This window comes from Streptosporangium amethystogenes (genome assembly GCF_000721075.1).
Lineage (GTDB): Bacteria > Actinomycetota > Actinomycetes > Streptosporangiales > Streptosporangiaceae > Streptosporangium > Streptosporangium amethystogenes.
In genome coordinates this window covers 1-16,706 of the sequence record NZ_JOEQ01000032.1, presented here as the reverse complement: position 1 = coordinate 16,706, position 16,706 = coordinate 1, and the positions used below count along the sequence as shown (strand labels likewise).

14 protein-coding genes and 2 pseudogenes are annotated in these 16,706 nt (G+C 69.3%); 11 read left to right on the top strand and 5 right to left on the bottom strand.

Features of this window, described 5'->3' with window-relative positions; genetic code table 11:
* Positions 1 to 64 precede the first annotated feature (64 nt).
* From IG98_RS51160 to IG98_RS0134150, 3 genes are read left to right on the top strand one after another with little or no spacing between them, the layout of a single operon-like run.
* Positions 65 to 3,235, top strand: coding sequence for a condensation domain-containing protein (locus IG98_RS51160; protein ID WP_169750234.1), 3,171 nt, complete (start codon positions 65 to 67; stop codon positions 3,233 to 3,235).
* Entirely contained in the window at positions 3,235 to 5,553 is a 2,319-nt protein-coding gene (locus IG98_RS0134155; RefSeq protein ID WP_030921913.1) for a lantibiotic dehydratase, read from the top strand. Before IG98_RS51160 ends, IG98_RS0134155 begins: the two co-directional genes overlap by 1 nt.
* A gap of 34 nt (positions 5,554 to 5,587) precedes the next feature.
* Complete coding sequence (locus IG98_RS0134150; protein WP_030921910.1) at positions 5,588 to 6,127, top strand: DinB family protein; 540 nt, start codon at positions 5,588 to 5,590, stop codon at positions 6,125 to 6,127.
* A gap of 34 nt (positions 6,128 to 6,161) precedes the next feature.
* On the opposite strand, the gene IG98_RS0134145 is transcribed toward IG98_RS0134150, so the two are convergent.
* Positions 6,162 to 7,274, bottom strand: a complete 1,113-nt coding sequence (locus IG98_RS0134145) for an IS630 family transposase (protein WP_037971991.1) — start codon at positions 7,272 to 7,274, stop codon at positions 6,162 to 6,164.
* A gap of 36 nt (positions 7,275 to 7,310) precedes the next feature.
* On the opposite strand from IG98_RS0134145, the pseudogene IG98_RS0134140 reads away from it, so the two are divergent.
* The 3 genes and pseudogenes from IG98_RS0134140 to IG98_RS53775 form a co-directional block, all read left to right on the top strand.
* Positions 7,311 to 7,613 (top strand): annotated as a pseudogene (locus IG98_RS0134140) (transposase); the annotation flags it as partial.
* Between the two features lie 94 nt (positions 7,614 to 7,707).
* Positions 7,708 to 8,063, top strand: a pseudogene (locus IG98_RS45645) (ISAzo13 family transposase); the annotation flags it as partial.
* 3 nt (positions 8,064 to 8,066) lie between these two features.
* A complete protein-coding gene (locus tag IG98_RS53775) occupies positions 8,067 to 8,321 on the top strand; it encodes a Tn3 family transposase (protein ID WP_342666873.1) in 255 nt (84 codons plus the stop codon).
* 78 nt (positions 8,322 to 8,399) lie between these two features.
* Here IG98_RS53775 and IG98_RS51155 read toward each other — a convergent pair whose 3' ends face one another.
* Positions 8,400 to 8,609: a hypothetical protein gene (locus IG98_RS51155; RefSeq protein ID WP_157594682.1), complete on the bottom strand. Its 210-nt coding sequence runs from the start codon at positions 8,607 to 8,609 to the stop codon at positions 8,400 to 8,402.
* Here IG98_RS51155 and IG98_RS54665 point away from each other — a divergent pair.
* From IG98_RS54665 to IG98_RS54965, 4 genes are all read left to right on the top strand, one after another.
* Positions 8,545 to 9,072 (top strand): DUF1540 domain-containing protein, encoded by a 528-nt coding sequence (locus IG98_RS54665; RefSeq protein WP_342666872.1) that lies wholly within the window; start codon positions 8,545 to 8,547, stop codon positions 9,070 to 9,072. The genes IG98_RS51155 and IG98_RS54665 overlap by 65 nt on opposite strands.
* Positions 9,073 to 9,667: 595 nt before the next feature.
* Complete coding sequence (locus IG98_RS0134120) at positions 9,668 to 10,363, top strand: CBS domain-containing protein (protein WP_030921898.1); 696 nt, start codon at positions 9,668 to 9,670, stop codon at positions 10,361 to 10,363.
* Positions 10,360 to 11,763, top strand: a complete 1,404-nt coding sequence (locus IG98_RS0134115; RefSeq protein WP_211264250.1) for an MBL fold metallo-hydrolase RNA specificity domain-containing protein — start codon at positions 10,360 to 10,362, stop codon at positions 11,761 to 11,763. The genes IG98_RS0134120 and IG98_RS0134115 overlap by 4 nt, the downstream gene beginning before the upstream one ends.
* Before the next feature lie 197 nt (positions 11,764 to 11,960).
* The gene (locus IG98_RS54965) at positions 11,961 to 12,335 is read left to right on the top strand and encodes a SpoIIE family protein phosphatase (RefSeq protein WP_084195849.1); all 375 of its coding nucleotides are present in this window, start codon (positions 11,961 to 11,963) and stop codon (positions 12,333 to 12,335) included.
* Positions 12,336 to 12,413: 78 nt separating this feature from the next.
* Here the strand turns inward: IG98_RS54965 and IG98_RS49345 are convergent, their stop codons facing one another.
* From IG98_RS49345 to ppsA, 3 genes are all read right to left on the bottom strand, one after another.
* Positions 12,414 to 12,605 (bottom strand): CBS domain-containing protein, encoded by a 192-nt coding sequence (locus IG98_RS49345; protein WP_281178567.1) that lies wholly within the window; start codon positions 12,603 to 12,605, stop codon positions 12,414 to 12,416.
* Positions 12,606 to 12,758: 153 nt separating this feature from the next.
* The gene (locus IG98_RS0134105; RefSeq protein ID WP_030921891.1) at positions 12,759 to 13,592 is read right to left on the bottom strand and encodes a universal stress protein; all 834 of its coding nucleotides are present in this window, start codon (positions 13,590 to 13,592) and stop codon (positions 12,759 to 12,761) included.
* Between the two features lie 130 nt (positions 13,593 to 13,722).
* On the bottom strand, positions 13,723 to 16,098 hold the full coding sequence (ppsA, locus tag IG98_RS0134100) for a phosphoenolpyruvate synthase (protein ID WP_030921889.1): 2,376 nt from the start codon (positions 16,096 to 16,098) through the stop codon (positions 13,723 to 13,725).
* 202 nt (positions 16,099 to 16,300) lie between these two features.
* Between ppsA and IG98_RS47625 the strand changes: the two genes are divergently transcribed.
* Complete coding sequence (locus IG98_RS47625) at positions 16,301 to 16,639, top strand: Hsp20/alpha crystallin family protein (RefSeq protein WP_051753312.1); 339 nt, start codon at positions 16,301 to 16,303, stop codon at positions 16,637 to 16,639.
* Positions 16,640 to 16,706 lie beyond the last annotated feature (67 nt).

The window sequence follows — 16,706 nt, the reverse complement described above, 5'->3', positions numbered from 1 at the left end:
CGCGCTGAGATGTCACATGAAGTGGGGCATCGCCCTGCCGGTACGGCCTGCCTACCCTGTGGCTATGGCACACGCTCCCCGTACATCCGACGAGGAGGCCGTCGCCGCCATCTGGCGCGAGGCCCTGGGCTGCCCGGATCTCGGGATCTTCGATGACTTCTTCGAGCTGGGCGGTCATTCGCTGCTCGTCCCCAAGGTCGTGGCCCGCATCCGCAAGAAGGTGGGCCTGCAGATCCCGATCAAGGAGTTCTACGCCTCACCAACGGTCGCCGCGGTGGTCGCCGGCGCCCGGCCGGTGCCCGGTACGCGTGCCGTCGGCCGTCGGCCGGCCGACGCCGAGCCGGTGCTCTCCTACGAGCAGGAGCGCCTGTGGCTGGAGGACCAGGTACGGCCCGGCGCGGCCTACAACGTGCACGGCCGGCGGCTGCTGACCGGCCCGCTCGACCTGGCCGCGATGGAGGCGAGCATCCGCGCGATCCTCCAGCGCCACGAGACGCTGCGCAGCCGCTTCCCGGTGGTGAACGACCGGCCGACACAGGTCGTGGACGAGCTTCCCGACGACTGGGCCCTCGACTTCACCGACCTCACCAGCGGGCCGGCCGATCCGCGCGAGGCCGCTCGATTACTGGCCGATCTGCAGGCCGCCACCCCGTTCGACCTGGCCGCCGGGCCGCTCTTCCGCTGCGCGTTGCTCCGCCTGGACGAGAACGAGCACCTGCTGTCGGTCACCATGCACCACAGCGTCTCCGACGCCTGGTCGGTCGGCCTCATGGTCCGCGAGCTGTCGGCCCTCTACGAGGCCGGGGGTGACGTGGAACGCGCCGGACTGGCCGAGCTGCCGATCCAGTACCGCGACTACGCGGTCTGGCAGCGCGAGACCCTGACCGGGGACGCGCTGCGGCGAGAGGTCGGCTACTGGAGCCAGCGGCTGACCGACCCGCCGCCGCCGCTCGCGCTGCCCACCAGGCAGAGCCTGACCCCGCTGCGCCAGTCTCCCGGCCACCACCTCGAACTCGCCCTGCCGACCTCGCTGACCTCGGCGATGCACGAGCTGTGCCGCCGGCACGGCGTGACCATGTTCATGACGATGATGGCCGGCGTGACCGCCGTCCTGTCCCGCTGGTGCGGCCAGCAGGACATGGTGATCGGCGTGCCGGTGGCCGGACGCGCCGCCGAGGGCACCGACGGGCTGATCGGCTTCTTCGTCAACACCCTGCCCTTCCGGGCCGACCTCTCCGGCGAGCCGAGCTTCGCCGAGCTACTCGGCCGCTCCAGGCAGGTCACGCTGGACGGCCTGGCCCACGCCGACGCTCCTTTCGACGTCATCGTCAAGGAACTCCAGGTCCCGCGCGACCCTCGTCGCTCTCCGCTCTTCCAGGTGCTGCTCAACATGATCGACAGCCCGGAGCCGGAGCGGATCGGCGGGATCGAGGTCAAGCCGCTGGAGGCGATCACGCTGCCCAGCAAGTTCGACCTCACCATGACCGCGCAGGAGATCGACGAAGCGCTCCAGATCTTCCTCGACTTCAACGCCGACCGCTACGACCCGGAGATGATGCGGACCTTCCTCACGCATCTCCAGGCCCTGCTGGAGACGGCGGTCGCCGATCCGGAGCGGAAGATCCTGGACTACCCGCTGCCCGACGCTCATGAGGAGTTCCCGTCAGGAGAGGCGGAGCACCGTCCGGGACTGCCGGGCAGTACGGTCCGCGACGGCCAAGGGGAGTGGAGCCACCGGTGGCTGGCCCAGGCCAGCGGCCGGGTCGCCAAGACGCTGGCCGGCCGGGACCGGGCCCACTACGGCGTGGTGCGCCGGGAGTCGGCCGGGTTCGTGGCCGCGGTGCTGGGTTGCGTGGCGGCCGAGGTGCCCTACTCGGTGATCGAGGACAGCGGGTCAGTGCCCGTCCACCTTCTCGGAGTGGACGTGGTGGCGGACGTGAGCCCGGCAGCCGGCGCATCGGCCGCCGTCCTCGACCTCAGCCCCTTCGTCGGACCCGACGACGCGGAAGCCGATCCGCCCTCGTCGCCGCCCGGACCGGCGGCTCCACACGCCGATCTGCCCTTGGCGCTGCCCGGACCTGCGGCTCCGCAAGCCGACTTCACCGCCGACGACCGCTTCGCCGTACTGTCCGGCCTGTCCGGGCACGTGACCTCGGCGATCTCCAGCGCGCTGGCCGCCGGCGGGACCCTGGTCCTGCGGGAGGAAGGCGAACACCTCCTCGACTGGCTGCGCGCCGAGGAGATTACCGTCGTCTACCTGACGCCGCCGATCCTGCGATCCCTGGCCGGCGGCCACCTGCCCGCTCTGCGCCACGCCTTCATCGAGAACTCCGGCGACCTGCTGGCCTGCGACATCACCACGCTGCGCAACCTGGCCCCGGACTGCCGGGCCGTCGGCGTCCACCGCCTCGGCCGCGACGGCCGGCCCGCCGCCGCCTACCCGGTCCCGGCGGACTGGAGCCAGGAGTCCGCGCCGACGGTCGTGCCGCTCGGGAACGGCCCCGCCGTACGGCTGAGCCACCCCGGCGACCGGCACGCGGCCACCGGCGAGGTGGCCGAGCTGTGCGTGGGCAGCGACCACACCGGCGACCTGGCCCGGCGCTGGACCGACGGCACGCTGAAGTTCGTCGCCAGGGCCGGCGAGAACCCCGGGGACGACCTGAGGGACGTCGTGGCCATCCTGCGCGAGCTCCCGGAGATCCGCGACGCGCTGGTCACCGAGCAGGTCATGGCGGAAGGTGATCTCGCGCTGGTCGCCTACCTGGTCGGGCCCGACCCCGAGGAGGGCACGGTCAAAATCGCGCAGCATCTGCGCAACCGGCTGCCCGACCGCCTGATCCCCGGCCACCTGCTCCTCCAGGAGAGCCTGGAGCTGGCTCCGGACGGCGGCTACGACCTCGCGGTGCTTCCGCTGCCCGAGTCCGACCTCTCCCTCGCCGACACCTATGTGGCTCCTCGCACGCCGATCGAGCTCCGCCTGACCGAGATCTTCGAGGAGCTGCTCCAGGCCGAGCGGGTCGGCGTCCACGACACCTTCTTCGAGCTGAACGGCTTCTCCCTGCTGGCCACCCAGCTCACCGCCAGGATCAGGGAGTCCTTCGTGATCGAGATCTCCCTCCGGCAGGTCTTCGAGGCCCCGACCGTGGAGGGGCTGGCGCAGCTGATCCTCCAGGCTCAGGGTGAGCGGTTCGGCGGAGCGGAGTTCGCCGCTCTCCTGGATGAGATCGACAACTGATGGCCGGCCATCTCGCGCCGCTGGGCCGTACCGGCTGGTCCGCCTGGCGGGACGTCGCGCTGCGCGGCGCCGGATTCCCGGCCAGGAGGTTCCTGGAGATCTGCGACGAGGAGCTCGCCGCTGCGGCGGACTCCGGATCCGGCTATCCGGAGGCCTACGCCGCCGCCTCCGAGCGGCTCAACGCCGCGATCGGCCGGATCGCGGCGGACGGCAAGTTCCGCGAGGCGGTGGCCTGGCAGAGCCCGCAGGTGGTCCGCTTCACGCTGGACAAGGCGGCGGCGGGTGAGTCGCGTGCCAACCGCAGCGGCCGCCGCCACGAACTGACCATAGCGACCTACCTGCAGCGCTACTGCCTCAAGAACGACACGGTCGGCTTCTTCGGCCCGTTCGGCTGGGCCCGCGTGGTGCCGGAGGAGATCGGGATCGTCGTGGATCCCGGCACGGGCTTCCTGTCCAGCCGGACCACCTACTTCGAGGACTGGGCGATCGGCACGCTGGCCGACACGCTCGCCGGCCGGCCGGAGGTGTGGCCCTGGCTGCGGCCCCGGCGCGCGCGGTCGGCCTCGCTCACCGGCGGGCTGCTGCGCCGGCCCTTCGACCGGCCGGTGACGCTGACGATCGCCGAGCTGAGGGTCCTGGCCCGGTGCGACGGCCGGCGGACCGTGCGGGAGATCGTCGGCGACCCGCCGGTCCCGGCTACGGTGGCGGCCCTGTTGCGGCTGCGCGAGGTCGGCGCCATCCGCATCGACCTGTCCGGCCCGCTGGAGACCTGGCCGGAGCGGACGCTGGCGGCCAGGATCGAGGCGATCGCCGACCCGTCGGTCCGCGATCTGGCCCGGCTGCCGCTGGAGGAGCTGGTCGCGGCACGGGACGGCGTGGCCGCCGCCGGCGACGCCGAGCTGCTGATGAAGGCCCAGCAGGAGCTGGCCGACACCTTCGAACGGCTCACCGGCCGCGAGGCCGGCCGCCGCTCGGGTGGCCTGTACGCTGGCCGTACCCTGGTCTACCAGGACACCGTCCGCTCGGCCCAGGCCCGGATCGGCGACCAGGCGATCGCCACCCTGGCCGCGCCGCTCGGGCTCCTGCTCGACAGCGCGTCCTGGCTGGTCAACACGGTCGGCGACCGCTATGCCGTGCTGGCCCGCCAGACCTTCGACCGGGAGAGCGCCAGGACCGGCCGCGAGGAGTTGCCGCTGCTCCAGCTCCTGACCACGCTCATGCCGGAGCTCGGGCAGCTCACGCTCAGCCCGGAGTCGGAGATCGTCCACGAGGTGGTGGCGGAGTTCCAGGAGAAGTGGGCCAGGATCCTCGGCCTGCCTTCGGCCGAGATCTGCGAGCCCCAGGCCCGAGAGCACCAGATCTCGGCCGCCGACATCGCCGATCAGGTCGCTCTCGAGTTCCCGGCGGGGCCGCCGCGGTGGAGCGGAGCCCGCTGGTTCTCCCCTGACCTGATGCTGATCGCTCCTGACGCCGAGGCCCTGGCCCGAGGCGAGGCCGGCTACGTGCTCGGCGAGCTGCACTGCGCGGCCAACACCATCGAGAACAGGAGCTTCGTCAGTCAGCACCCCGATCCCGGCCGGTTGCGCGAGGCGATGGCCGCCACCCATCCGGACGGCCGGCTCCTGATCGTCCCTCGGGCCGACTCGCCGCTGACCACCTCCCGCATGTCCCGGGCCCCGGAACTCATGCTGCCGAGCAACGCCTACCTGAGCATCGGAGTCGAGTCGGCCGACCCTCCGCTAGGCGTGACCCTGCACTCCATCGTGGACCTGTTCGTGACGCGGGAAGGCGAGGACCTCGTGGTCCGGCATCGCCAGGAGAGCAGGACCCACCCCTTCCTGGAGGCCGCCGGAGACCTGCTCACCGCGCTGACGGTCAACTCCTTCCGCCCGCTCGGCCGAGCCCCGCACCGGCCGCGCGTCACCATCGACCGGCTGGTCATGAGCCGCGAGGCCTGGACCTTCCCGGCCGCCGAGCCCGCCTGGGCCGCGCTGAAGGACGAGAGCTCGCGGTACGCCGCCGCCCGCCTCTGGCGGCTCCGGCACGGCCTGCCCGAACGCGGCTTCGTCCGGGTGCCGAGCGAGAAGAAGCCGCTGGCGGTGGACTTCCGCAGCCTGCCGATGGTGAACCTGCTGGCCAAGCTGATCCGCCGCACCGCGGAGTCGGAGGATGGCGAGATCACCCTCACCGAGATGTTGCCGGACGTGGAGCACCTCTGGCTGCCGGACGCCGACGGCGAGCTCTACACCGCCGAGCTGCGTCTGATCACGGTCAGATCGGATGTCACGTACCCAGAACAGGGGGCTGCTGGTCCCTGACCATCCGTGATCACAGTTGCTATGCTTGCCGGTCATGACTGATGTGGACGAGCACGGTCGGCCCGAACCGCCTCTCGCGGGCGACGAGACGGCAACCCTTCTAGGCTTCCTCGACTATCAGCGTGCGACCCTGGCCTGGAAGTGCCGGGGTCTCGACAACGCCGGGCTCACGGCCAGGGTCGGCGTCTCGACGATGACGCTGGGTGGGCTGCTCAAGCATCTGGCCTACGTCGAGGACGACTGGTTCACCCGCTGGTTGAGCGGCGAGGAGCGGCCCGCGCCGTGGGACACGGTGGACTGGAAGGCCGACGAGGACTGGGAGTGGAACTCCGCCGCCGACGACTCCCCCGAGGAGCTGTTCGCTCTCTGGCAGAAGTCCGTCGACCGCTCACGCGAGGCGGTCGCCCGTGCCCTCGAAGAGGGTGACCCCGGCCGCCTGGCCAAGCGGTCCTGGTCAGGCGGCGAGACCCCGTCCCTGCGGTGGATCCTGGTCCACATGATCGAGGAGTACGCCCGCCACAACGGCCACGCCGACCTCCTCCGGGAGGCCGTGGACGGTGAGACGGGCGAGTAGCCGCGGCTAGTGTCCTGCGCCTGAAATAGCGGGTCTAATTTGTTTGCTTGTTTTCGGTGGCTGGCGGAGTGATCCTGGCGAGGTAGTCGGCCAGGGAGTTGAGGATCTCATCAGCGGTCTTGGTCCAGGTGAAGGGTTTCGGGCCCTCGTTCCAGGTGTCGATCCAGGCCTTGATGTCGTCTTCCAAGGCTTTGACGGAGGTATGGACGCCGCGGCGGATGAGCTTGTCGGTCAGCAGGCTGAACCAGCGCTCGACCTGGTTGATCCAGGAGGAGCCGGTCGGGGTGAAGTGAACGTGAAAGCGTGGGTGCCTGGCCAGCCACGCTTTGATCTCGGCGGTGTTGTGGGTGGCGTAGTTGTCGCACACCAGGTGCACGTCGAGCTCGCGGGGCACGGCCTTGTCTATCGTGACCAGGAACTTCCTGAACTCGATGGCCCGGTGGCGGCGGTGGAGTTCGCCGATGACGGCGCCGTCGGCGATGTTGAAGGCGGCGAACAGGCTGGTGATGCCGTGCCGCAGGTAGTCGTGGGTACGGCGCTCAGGCATGCCCGGCATCATCGGCAGCACCGGCTGGGAGCGGTCCAGCGCCTGGATCTGGCTCTTCTCGTCGACGCAGAGCACAACCGCCCGCTCGGGAGGGTTGTGGTACAGGCCGACGACATCGACGACCTTGTCGACGAACTGCGGGTCGGTGGACAGCTTGAAGCCGTCCTGCAGGTGGGGCTTGAGGTCGAACTTCTTCCAGATCCGCCCGATGGTCGACTTCGACAGCCCGGTGCGGGCGGCCATCGAGGCCCGCGACCAGTGCGTGTCGCTGCCCGGTGTGGACTCCAGCGTCGCGACGATGACGTCTTCGACCTGGTCGAGAAGGATCGACGGCCGCCGGCCGGGCCGCGGCTCGTCCTGCAGACCATCGAGACGCTTGGCGATGAACCGGGCCCGCCGGCGCTCCACCGTCGACTCGTCGATGCCCAGGTCCATCGCGGCCTGCCGGTTGGTCCCGCCCTCCGCGCAGCGCAGCACGATCCTGGCCCGCAGGGCGAGGTACTGCGCGGTCTTCGCCCGCCTGGCCCAGCGCACCAACTGCTCCCGCTCGGCGTCGCTGAGGACCAGGGGCCCTGCCCCCGAGGTGTGGACACCTTGAATACCGGATGATGGAAATCCGGAGACAAGGAGTTCCACGTGGCGATGAAGTCGTATCCGCCGGAGTTCAAGGCGGATGCCGTCGCGTTGTACCTGTCCGATCCGGGACGGACGCTGGCCTCGGTGGCTGAGGACCTGGGGATCAGCCGGGAGACGCTGCGTAACTGGGTGCGTCAGGCGCAGGCGGACGGCACTGCGGGCGCGAAGGAGCGGGGCCCGGTGAGGAGGCCGGCGCGTGGCGCGCTATCGTCCGACGACGTGCTGGAAGAGGAGAATAAGCAGCTCAAGGCCCGCATCCGGGAGCTGGAGATGGAGCGCGACATCCTGCGCCGGGCGGCCAAATATTTCGCGGGAGAGACCAACTGGTGAGGAGCCGTAAGGAAATTACTGACGGTTTTAGAGCGACGTCGGTGTGTGGCGTGATATCTGGGCGTCCGTGGGGATTTCGGAGACGGCTCTGGCGGCGCTCGATGTGAAGTTCTCGGCGTTGCTGCCGCACCTGGATGAGCGGCAGCGGCGCCTGTATCTGGCGTCGGAGGCCGATTCTCTGGGGCATGGCGGGATCGCGGTGGTGGCCCGGTTGGCGGAGGTGTCGCAGTCGACGATCGCGCGGGGACGCGTCGAGCTCGCGGGCGGTGCGGCGGTGCTGGGACGGGTGCGTCGTCCTGGCGGTGGACGCAGGCCGGCCACTGAGCATGACCCTGGCCGGTGCCGGCGCTCGAGGCTTTAATCAAGCCGCGGGAGGTCGGCGACCCAGTCTCCCCGCTGCGCTGGACCACCGCCTCGCTGCAGAAGGTGATCAAGTTTAACGAGCTGATCGCGAACTGCGTGATTTACTCGACCGCCTGCGATATCACGGACGCGGCCAATCAGTTGGCCGGCGAGGGGGAGCCGGTCGACGTCGACGACCTGGCCACGATCTCGCCGTACATCACGCACACGGTGCGCCGGTTCGGTAACTGGGTGATCAACTTGACGCCGCCGGACCAGGCACCGATCACGCGCTTGGATCTGGAGCCGCGCGTGCTGTTCCCCGCCGGCCCGGCCTGAGCTCCCGCTTCCCGCGGACCTGTGGGCATCGGTGATGACGCTCATGGGCTCGGGCCTCGGCCTGGCCGAGTTGGCCGGTTATGCCCGTACCGCGGCCGCGCACGGACTGCGGTGAGCGCCATGACCGCCGCGCCTCGCTCCGAACAGCCTGCCTCGGTGCACCAGTTGGTGACCGCGCTGATGACGCTCGGCGTTTACACCGGCGAGGGTGACCAGGCCGAGCATGACGCCGAAGCCGAGCGCCGGGGAGAGCGGCGCTACCAGGTGCGGCTGGCCAACGCGCTGCACGGTGAGGAAGGCGGGCGAGGAGCCGAACGGGGACAGCTTCGCCGCCCGACCGCCGACACGGATGGCCGACCATGCCTGCCAGGCCGGGCGCGTCCGCGTCTTCCGGCCCCATCATCGGCCAAGCCCACATCCCGCTCACCTGATGGTCGATCGCCAAGCCGCGGGAACTACCCGACCATCGCAATGCCAAGCTTTCACCCCGCTTCATGGCAACGCAGAGTGGCTCCTGAAAGCCGGGGCAGCATCACCGAGCGGTCCTGGGGAGCCGCTCATCGGCCTCGGCCTCATGTCACGTTCCGGAGGGATTTCGACGGAGATGCCTGTTGTCAACGCATGCGAAGTGGATGCGTGTGCGTACAACACCGACCGCAGCTGTCACGCACTGGCCATCACCGTAGGTGACGTCCGTCATGCCCACTGCGACACCTACTTCAAGGCTCCGGCCAAGGGAGGCGACCCCTAGCCGTAGGCCACGTCGGCGCCTGCAAGATGTCCGACTGCCAGCACAACGTCCAGTTCGAATGCCAGGCTCCCGGCATCACGGTCGGTTATGTGGAGAACGCCGCGGACTGCCTCACCTATGCGCCTGCCTGAGCGGCACCCCTTATCGGAGCGGTCGGAAGGCGCGGACGGCCGGGTTGCGCCCTGCGGTTGCACAGTGCAGCCGACCCGGCCGAAGGCGGGGCTGTCGGCTGCGCACTTGCCATGCGGACCGGCCGCGCCGACCACTCACTGCTCCGCGCTCGACACCCGAGCCACAGCATTGCCTCCCCGCGCGGGGGCGCGCATCGACATCTGGATCCGCTGCCTGGCAGGGAGGGGACCGGCCACTACCGCAAATCGGCGGCCGGAGGGTGAGCTGGGCTCTCCACGACCGGAAACGACGGGCTCACCATGATCCGGCGATCGGCCACATCCGGATGACCGAGCGCTTGCAACGGCGGCCGGTATAAGGCAGCTCTGACGAACGGCTCCGCCGTGCGGGATCTCCGCCTTACCTGCGTGGACGCGTCCCGCGCTGCTGTGAGGACAGGCAAGTCTCGAAGGGAGGAGCCACCGTGCGGACCACGGTCAAGGAGATCATGACCTCAGAGGTTGCCTCGGTCAACGGCACTACCCCGTTCAAGGACGTCGCCGAGGTGCTCATCGTTCACGGCGGCAGCACCGTACCGGTGGTCGACGCCGAGAACCACGTCCTGGGCGTGGTGTCTGAGGCGGACCTGCTGTGCAAGGAGGAGTTTCGCGAGCGCTACTACGCCGAGGGCTACAAGCCGCCGGTGCGCGCCCGGCTGCGCCACCGCCCGTCCGAGAAAGGCCCCGACGTCAAACGCAAGGCCACCGGGGACACTGCCGTCGAGGTGATGACCACGACCGCCGTAACCGTGCCCGCCACGGCCTCGGTCGTGATGGCCACCCGCCTGATGGATGAGCACGGCGTCAAACGCCTCATCGTTGTCGCGGACGACGACACACTGCAAGGCATCGTCAGCCGCCACGATCTGCTGAAGGTGTTCGTGCGCCCCGTTGCCGACATCGCCAGCGAGATCCGCGAGGACGTGCTGGAGCGCTCGCCGTGGATGGAGACCCCGAGCGTCACGGTCGAGGTGCGCCAGGGGAACGTGACGCCGAGCGGTTGGATGGAGCGCCGCAGCGAGACCGCGATCGCCATGCGGATGATCGCCCGCGTGGACGGGGTGGTTGATGTGATCGATGAGCTCGAGTGGAGGCACGACACCTTCGCCTGGGGCAAATGATGACGATCGGCAGGAGCGGCACGAGATCGCCGGAGCTGACCTTCCTTGGCGGGGTCGGCACCGTGACGGGCAGCAAATTCCTGCTCGACCTGCCTGACGGGAACCGCGTCCTGCTCGACTGCGGGCTCTTTCAGGGAGAGCGGGAGCTACAGCGCAGGAACTGGGCCACATTCCCGGTCCCGGCCTCGTCGGTGTCGGCGATCGTGCTCAGCCACGCGCACCTGGATCACTGCGGTTACCTGCCCGCGCTGGTGCGGCAGGGCTTCAGCGGGCCGGTCCACACCACGCCGGACACGGCGCGGCTGGCCGCGATCGTGCTACGCGACAGCGCCAAGCTCATGGCTGAGCAGGCCGAGCACGCCAACGCCTACGGCTGGTCCACGCATCGTCCGGCCCTGCCGCTCTACGACGAGAAGGACGTCGAGAAGGCCCTGAAGCTATTCGTTCCTCTGGAGCACGAGCAGCCCGCCGAGCTGCCCGGTATCGGGCTGCGCCTGCATCGGGCCGGGCACATCCTCGGCTCCTCGTGGAGCGAGATCACCCTGCCTGGCGGCGCCACGCTCGTCCACACCGGCGACCTCGGGCGTGCGACCCATCCGCTGCTCAACCCGCCGGCGCCGTTCCACGGGGCGGACACGCTGCTGGTCGAGTCGACGTACGGCAACCGCCGCCACGACGACGCGAGCACCTTGTGGGAAGTCGCCACGGCCGTCAACCGGACGGTGCGCCGCGGCGGTTCGGTGCTCATTCCCGCCTTCGCCGTCGACCGCACCGAGGTCATCGTCTACCGGCTGCACGAGCTGCGGCACAAGGGCATGATCGCCAAAGTGCCAGTCTACGTGGACAGCCCCATGGGATTGGCCGCCCGGGACGTGTACCTGGAGGCGATCGCCTCCGGCTCGCCGGAGCTGCGCCCCGGAATCACCCGGGACGTGCTGGCCCCGCCCTGGCTACGGGAGTTGCGCACCGTCGAGGAGTCGATGAGCGTCAACGAGCCGGACCAGCCGTCGATCATCATCTCGGCCTCCGGCATGGCCAGCGGCGGCCGGGTCCTACACCACCTGCGCTACCTGCTGCCTGACCCGCGCATGACCGTACTCATCGTGGGCTTCGCCGCGCTCGGGACGCGCTCGCGCAGCCTCGTCGACGGCGCCACCGCACTCAAGATCCACGGCCGCTACGTGCCCGTGCGAGCCGAGATCGTGAACCTGCCAGGGTTCTCCGTGCACTCCGACGCCGATGAGACCATCGCCTGGCTGCACACCGCCCGCCAGCCGCCGCAGGCGACCTACGTCGTCCACGGCGAGCCCGACGCGGCCGCCACGCTGCGGAGCCGCATCCGCGACGAACTCGGCTGGCACGCGATCGCCCCCGCCCCGGACGAGCACGTCCTACTTTGAGTCTTCAGACCTCCTCCCGGCCTGCCCGCAGCCACGACCACGGCGAGAGCATGGGCGCGCCGCGGGTCAGAGGGTTGTCACGCCGCCGCGCTCGTCGGTGCCTTCCGCGAGGCCGCCCGCTGGGGGCTGACCCTGCCGGAGCTGGTTGCTGATCTGGAGGACAGCGTTGGGTTCAACCCGTACCCGTTCGCCGAGGAATGCCCCGAGGGCGAAGAGAACACTTCGTGACCGCAGCCGCGATGGACATCGCAGTCGATGAGCTGGTGCTCACCATGGTGAGCTGTGGTCACCCGCCGCCGCTGCTGGTGCACGCCGGCCGGGTCACGCCGTTGCAGTGCGAGCATCCGCCGCCGCCGCTGGGCGGTGGGGGCCTCTGCGAACACCAGGGGCACACCGGCTGCTCGTTCCGGTTCGAGGAGGGCGATCTGCTACTGCTCTACACCGATGGCGTGACCGAAGCGCTTCTATCCGATGGCCGATCGGATCGCCTCCTGAACGCAGGAGGCCCCACAAGGGCTGCTGGAGCGGGTATGCGACGATCTCCTCGCCTACACTGGTGGGCATCTCGATGATGACGCCGCCATAATCGCGATTCTCCGTCTGCCGCTGCCGGCCGCCTCCTGCCCGCCCGGCGATGACGCGTGGAGCACTCAGCGGGAGGTTGCCGAGATCGCTTCCACCAGCTCGCCGACCTTGTCCTCGGGCAGCTTCGCCGCGAGATCGGCTTGACTGATGAGGCCGATGAGTTCCTCGTTCTCCAGCACCGGCAGACGACGGATCTTGTACTCGACCATCTGGTGCAGGACCTCCTCGACGTCCGCATTCGCGTCGGCCGTGGGCAGGACTGGTGCTCATCCGCGTTCACGGCACCAGTGTTAACCCCGTCGACGTCACGGTCCGCTCCGGCGGCATGAAGACGCTATCGGGCCACCGCGTTCCCCAAGCGGACCGGCCTGGACTTGTGGACGCTCACCCCGCTAACCCGCAAACACCGATCATTCCTCGTCAGCCACGGCGACCACGACCAGCGGGCACGCGGCGTACTGGACCAGCGCATGGCTGACCGATCCGAAGAACGCGGTGACAGGGCCGCGCCCCCGTGATCCCATGACCAGCAGGCCGGCTCCTGCGGACGCCCTCAGCAGCACGTCCACGGGATGTCCACGGATCGACCGCGTCACCAGCTTGACCCCTGGATAGCGCGTGCGGAAATCCGCGACCGTCTCCGCCAGCAGGCGCCTGCCCGCCTCCCGTGTGGGGCCCTTCGCCGCCCGGCCATCGCTCACCGGGCTCCAGGCGTGGACCGCGTGCAGTTCGGCGCCGCGCAGTGCGGCCTCTGCGAAGGCGAAATCCGTTGCGGCACGGCCGCCCGCCGAGCCGTCGACGCCGACGACCACCTCGTTGCGCGACTGCTCGGGTGGGGCGCGTACCACGACCACCGGACAGCTGGCCTGGCCAGGCACGCCCAGCGCCACCGAGCCGGCCAACTGCTCCCAGAACCCTCCCGTCCCGTGGCTTCCGACGACCAGGAGTTCGGCGTCCTTGGAAGCCCTGACCAATCCGAGCCGAGGATCACCGGTCAGCACCTGCGTATCCGCCTCGACTTCGCCCTCTTCCCGCCGCGCGTGCCGCAGGGCGTCTGTCACCACCACCATGGCATGCTTGCGCAACCATCGCCGCACCTGCTCGCAGGAAGCACCCGCGGATGAATCCAGGCCTGGCATGACGTGCACGAGACGGACCGTGACGCCTCGCATGGCGGCCTCGCGTACCGCCCATGCCACCGCCACGAGGCTCGCCCGCGAGCCGTCCACACCCGCCACGATCACGATGCCCCCATGCGTTACGAGCCAATTTCCCGTGCCGGGTGGTACCCCCTAACGGAGGGCCAGGTGAGGGCTCGGCTCCCCCCGGCGCCGGTCATCGGCCACATCGTGATCCGGCGCCTGCGTCGCGTTGCTATGGAGCGATAGCGTTCTCGCGCTCAGCGGCGGCGACATTGGCCTTGACCGCGAAGAAACTGTCCGGGGTCACCGAGATCGAGTCGATCCCGGCGGTCACGAGGAAGCGGGCGAAGTTCGGGTCGTCGCTGGGCCGCTGCCCGCAGAGCCCGACCTTGCGCCCGTGGGCGTGCGCGGTGGAGATGAGGTGCCGGATGCTCCGGGTGACGGCCGGATTGGTCTCATCGAACAGGTGCGCCAGGGATTCGGCGTCACGATCCACCCCGAGCGTGAGCTGGGTGAGATCGTTGCTGCCGATGGAGAAGCCGTCGAAGCGGGCCGAGAACTCGTCCGCCAGCACGATGTTGGCGGGGATCTCCGCCATCACGTAGACCTCCAGGCCGTCCAGGCCGCGCACGAGGTGTTCCTCGGCCATCACCTTGAGGACGTGGTCGGCTTCCTCCAGGGTGCGGCAGAACGGGATCATCACGATGACATTGGTCAGTCCCATCTGGTTACGGACCCGCCGGATGGCACGGCACTCCAGGGCGAAGCCGTCCCGGTAGCCGGAACTGTAGTATCGGCTGGCTCCGCGCCAGCCGATCATCGGATTCTCCTCCGCGGGCTCGAACGGCTCACCACCGATGAGGCGGGCGTACTCGTTGGTCTTGAAATCGCTCATCCTGACCACGACCGGTTCAGGCCAGCGCGAGGCCGCGATACGGGCGACGCCGTGGGCGAGGGTGTCCACGAAATAGTCTGGCTTGTCGTCGTATCCGCAGGTGAGTTCGGCGATCTTCTGCCTGGTGGAGGCGTTGAGCCGGTCGGGGTGGAGCAAGGCCATTGGATGGACCTTGACGTGGTTGTTGACGATGAACTCGATGCGGGCCAGCCCGACGCCGTCGGCGGGCAGCCGCCACCAGCGGAACGCCGCCGCCGGGTTGGCCAGGTTCAGCATCACCTTGGTGCGGGTCACCGGGAGGTCGCCGAGGTCGACGTCGCGTTCTTCGAAGGCGAGGGCTCCTTCGTAGACGACGCCCTCATCCCCCTCCGCGCATGACACCGTGACCTGCAGGCCATCGGCGAGAACGCGGGTGGCCTCACCGCACCCGACGACGGCGGGCACGCCGAGCTCGCGGCTGACGATGGCGGCGTGCGACGTTCGGCCGCCGTGATCGGTGACGATTGCCGCCGCCCTCTTCATGATCGGTTCCCAGTCCGGGTCGGTGATCGCGGTGACGAGCACCGCCCCGGTCACGAACCGGTCGATCTCCCCAGAATCGCGCAGGTTGCACACCTTGCCCGCGGCGATGGCGTCGCCGATCGCCAGCCCGCGGACGAGCCGCGCACCGGAGTCGGTGAGCCGATACTCCCGCAGCGTCGCGGCTTCCCTGCGCGTCTGCACCGTCTCAGGTCGCGCCTGGACCAGGAACAGCTGACCGGTGCGGCCGTCCTTGGCCCACTCCATGTCCATAGCGGTGCCGTAGTGATCCTCGATCTGTACGGCCCAGCGGGCCAGCGCGAGTATCTCACCATCATCGAGGACCTGCCCGAGGCGTTCCGCCGCAGAGGTGTCCACGATCCGAGTGCCGGCCGCCGCGTAGATCGCCTTGCGCTCTTTGCCGCCTCTCCTGCGGGACACGATGGGGCACAGCCCGCCGCGGCCCAGGAGCGGCTTGAACACCACGTACTCGTCCGGATCCACCTGGCCGCTGACCACCGTCTCGCCCAGGCCCCACGACGCATTGATCAATACGGAGCGGGGGAAGCCGCTTTCTGTGTCGATGGAGAACATCACCCCGGCGCCGGCCAGGTCCGCGCGGACCATCCGCTGTACCCCTGCCGACAACGCCACCGCCAAGTGGTCGAACCCGTGATGCTCTCGATAGCTGATCGCCCGATCGGTGAACAGCGACGCATAGCACTTGCGGCAGGCGTCCAGGAGCGCTTCGACGCCCACGACGTTGAGGAACGTCTCCTGCTGGCCGGCGAAGCTGGCCTCCGGAAGATCCTCCGCGGTGGCGCTGCTGCGCACCGCCACCTCTTGATCCCTGCGACCTGCCGACGACGCGAGCTCCCGGTACGCATCCCCGATCTCACGGGCCAGCGCCGCAGGCAGTTCGGCGGCGAGGAAGAGATCCCGGATGGCCCGGCCGACCTCGCCGAGTTCGACGCCCTCGTGCAACCGGGCGATGTGCCCGGCCACCTGCTCCTGCAGGCCGTTCTCCGCCACGAACTCCCAATAGGCATCCGCCGTGGTCGCGAACCCCTCGGGCACCCGGATCCCGCTCCCGGCCAGATTCTGGATCATCTCGCCTAGCGAGGCGTTCTTCCCACCCACCAGACCGACGTCGGACCGGGACAATCGCGACAGCCACACCACCCGACTCACCATGAACACCCCTACTCAGTTCGGATCCGACCCCGGAACCAGGGAGAAGAGCACCTACGTCCACCCCGGGACCGGCAGCGCAAGCATCACCCATCAATGCTCTCTACCCAGCTGAAGGTCCCAATGACGTCCCGTCCAACTTCGCCAAGATCGAGCAGCGTGACGAGATATAGCGCTGCACCTTTCGGAGAACCGCGAACGCATCGTGCACGACGGCTTCGCCGCCGGCATCGACGTCGAGACAGACGACCGGGAACTGGTGGTGACCGCCGAGGTCAAAGAGAAGGAAACAGCCGGCCGCCCGCACCGCACCGGACGCTTCGAGCACCGCGTCCTCCTGCTCGGCGAGGTCAACCCCGAACAGATATCGGCCCCCTTGCCCGACCACGTGCTCACGATGACCGCACCGAAGGCCCAGAAGGCGAGGCCCACCATGCGCACGTCAACGCCACCGGACCACTTGCCCGGTCATTCGCTCGATGACTCTTCCGGTCGGGACGTCCGCCGCTGGCCGGGACTGTACGGTTTTCGGTGTAACTCCTGATCAAGGAGATACACCTGATGAGTACCGTGATTCAGGCATCTGCGGACACAGACCTGGAGGAAGCCGC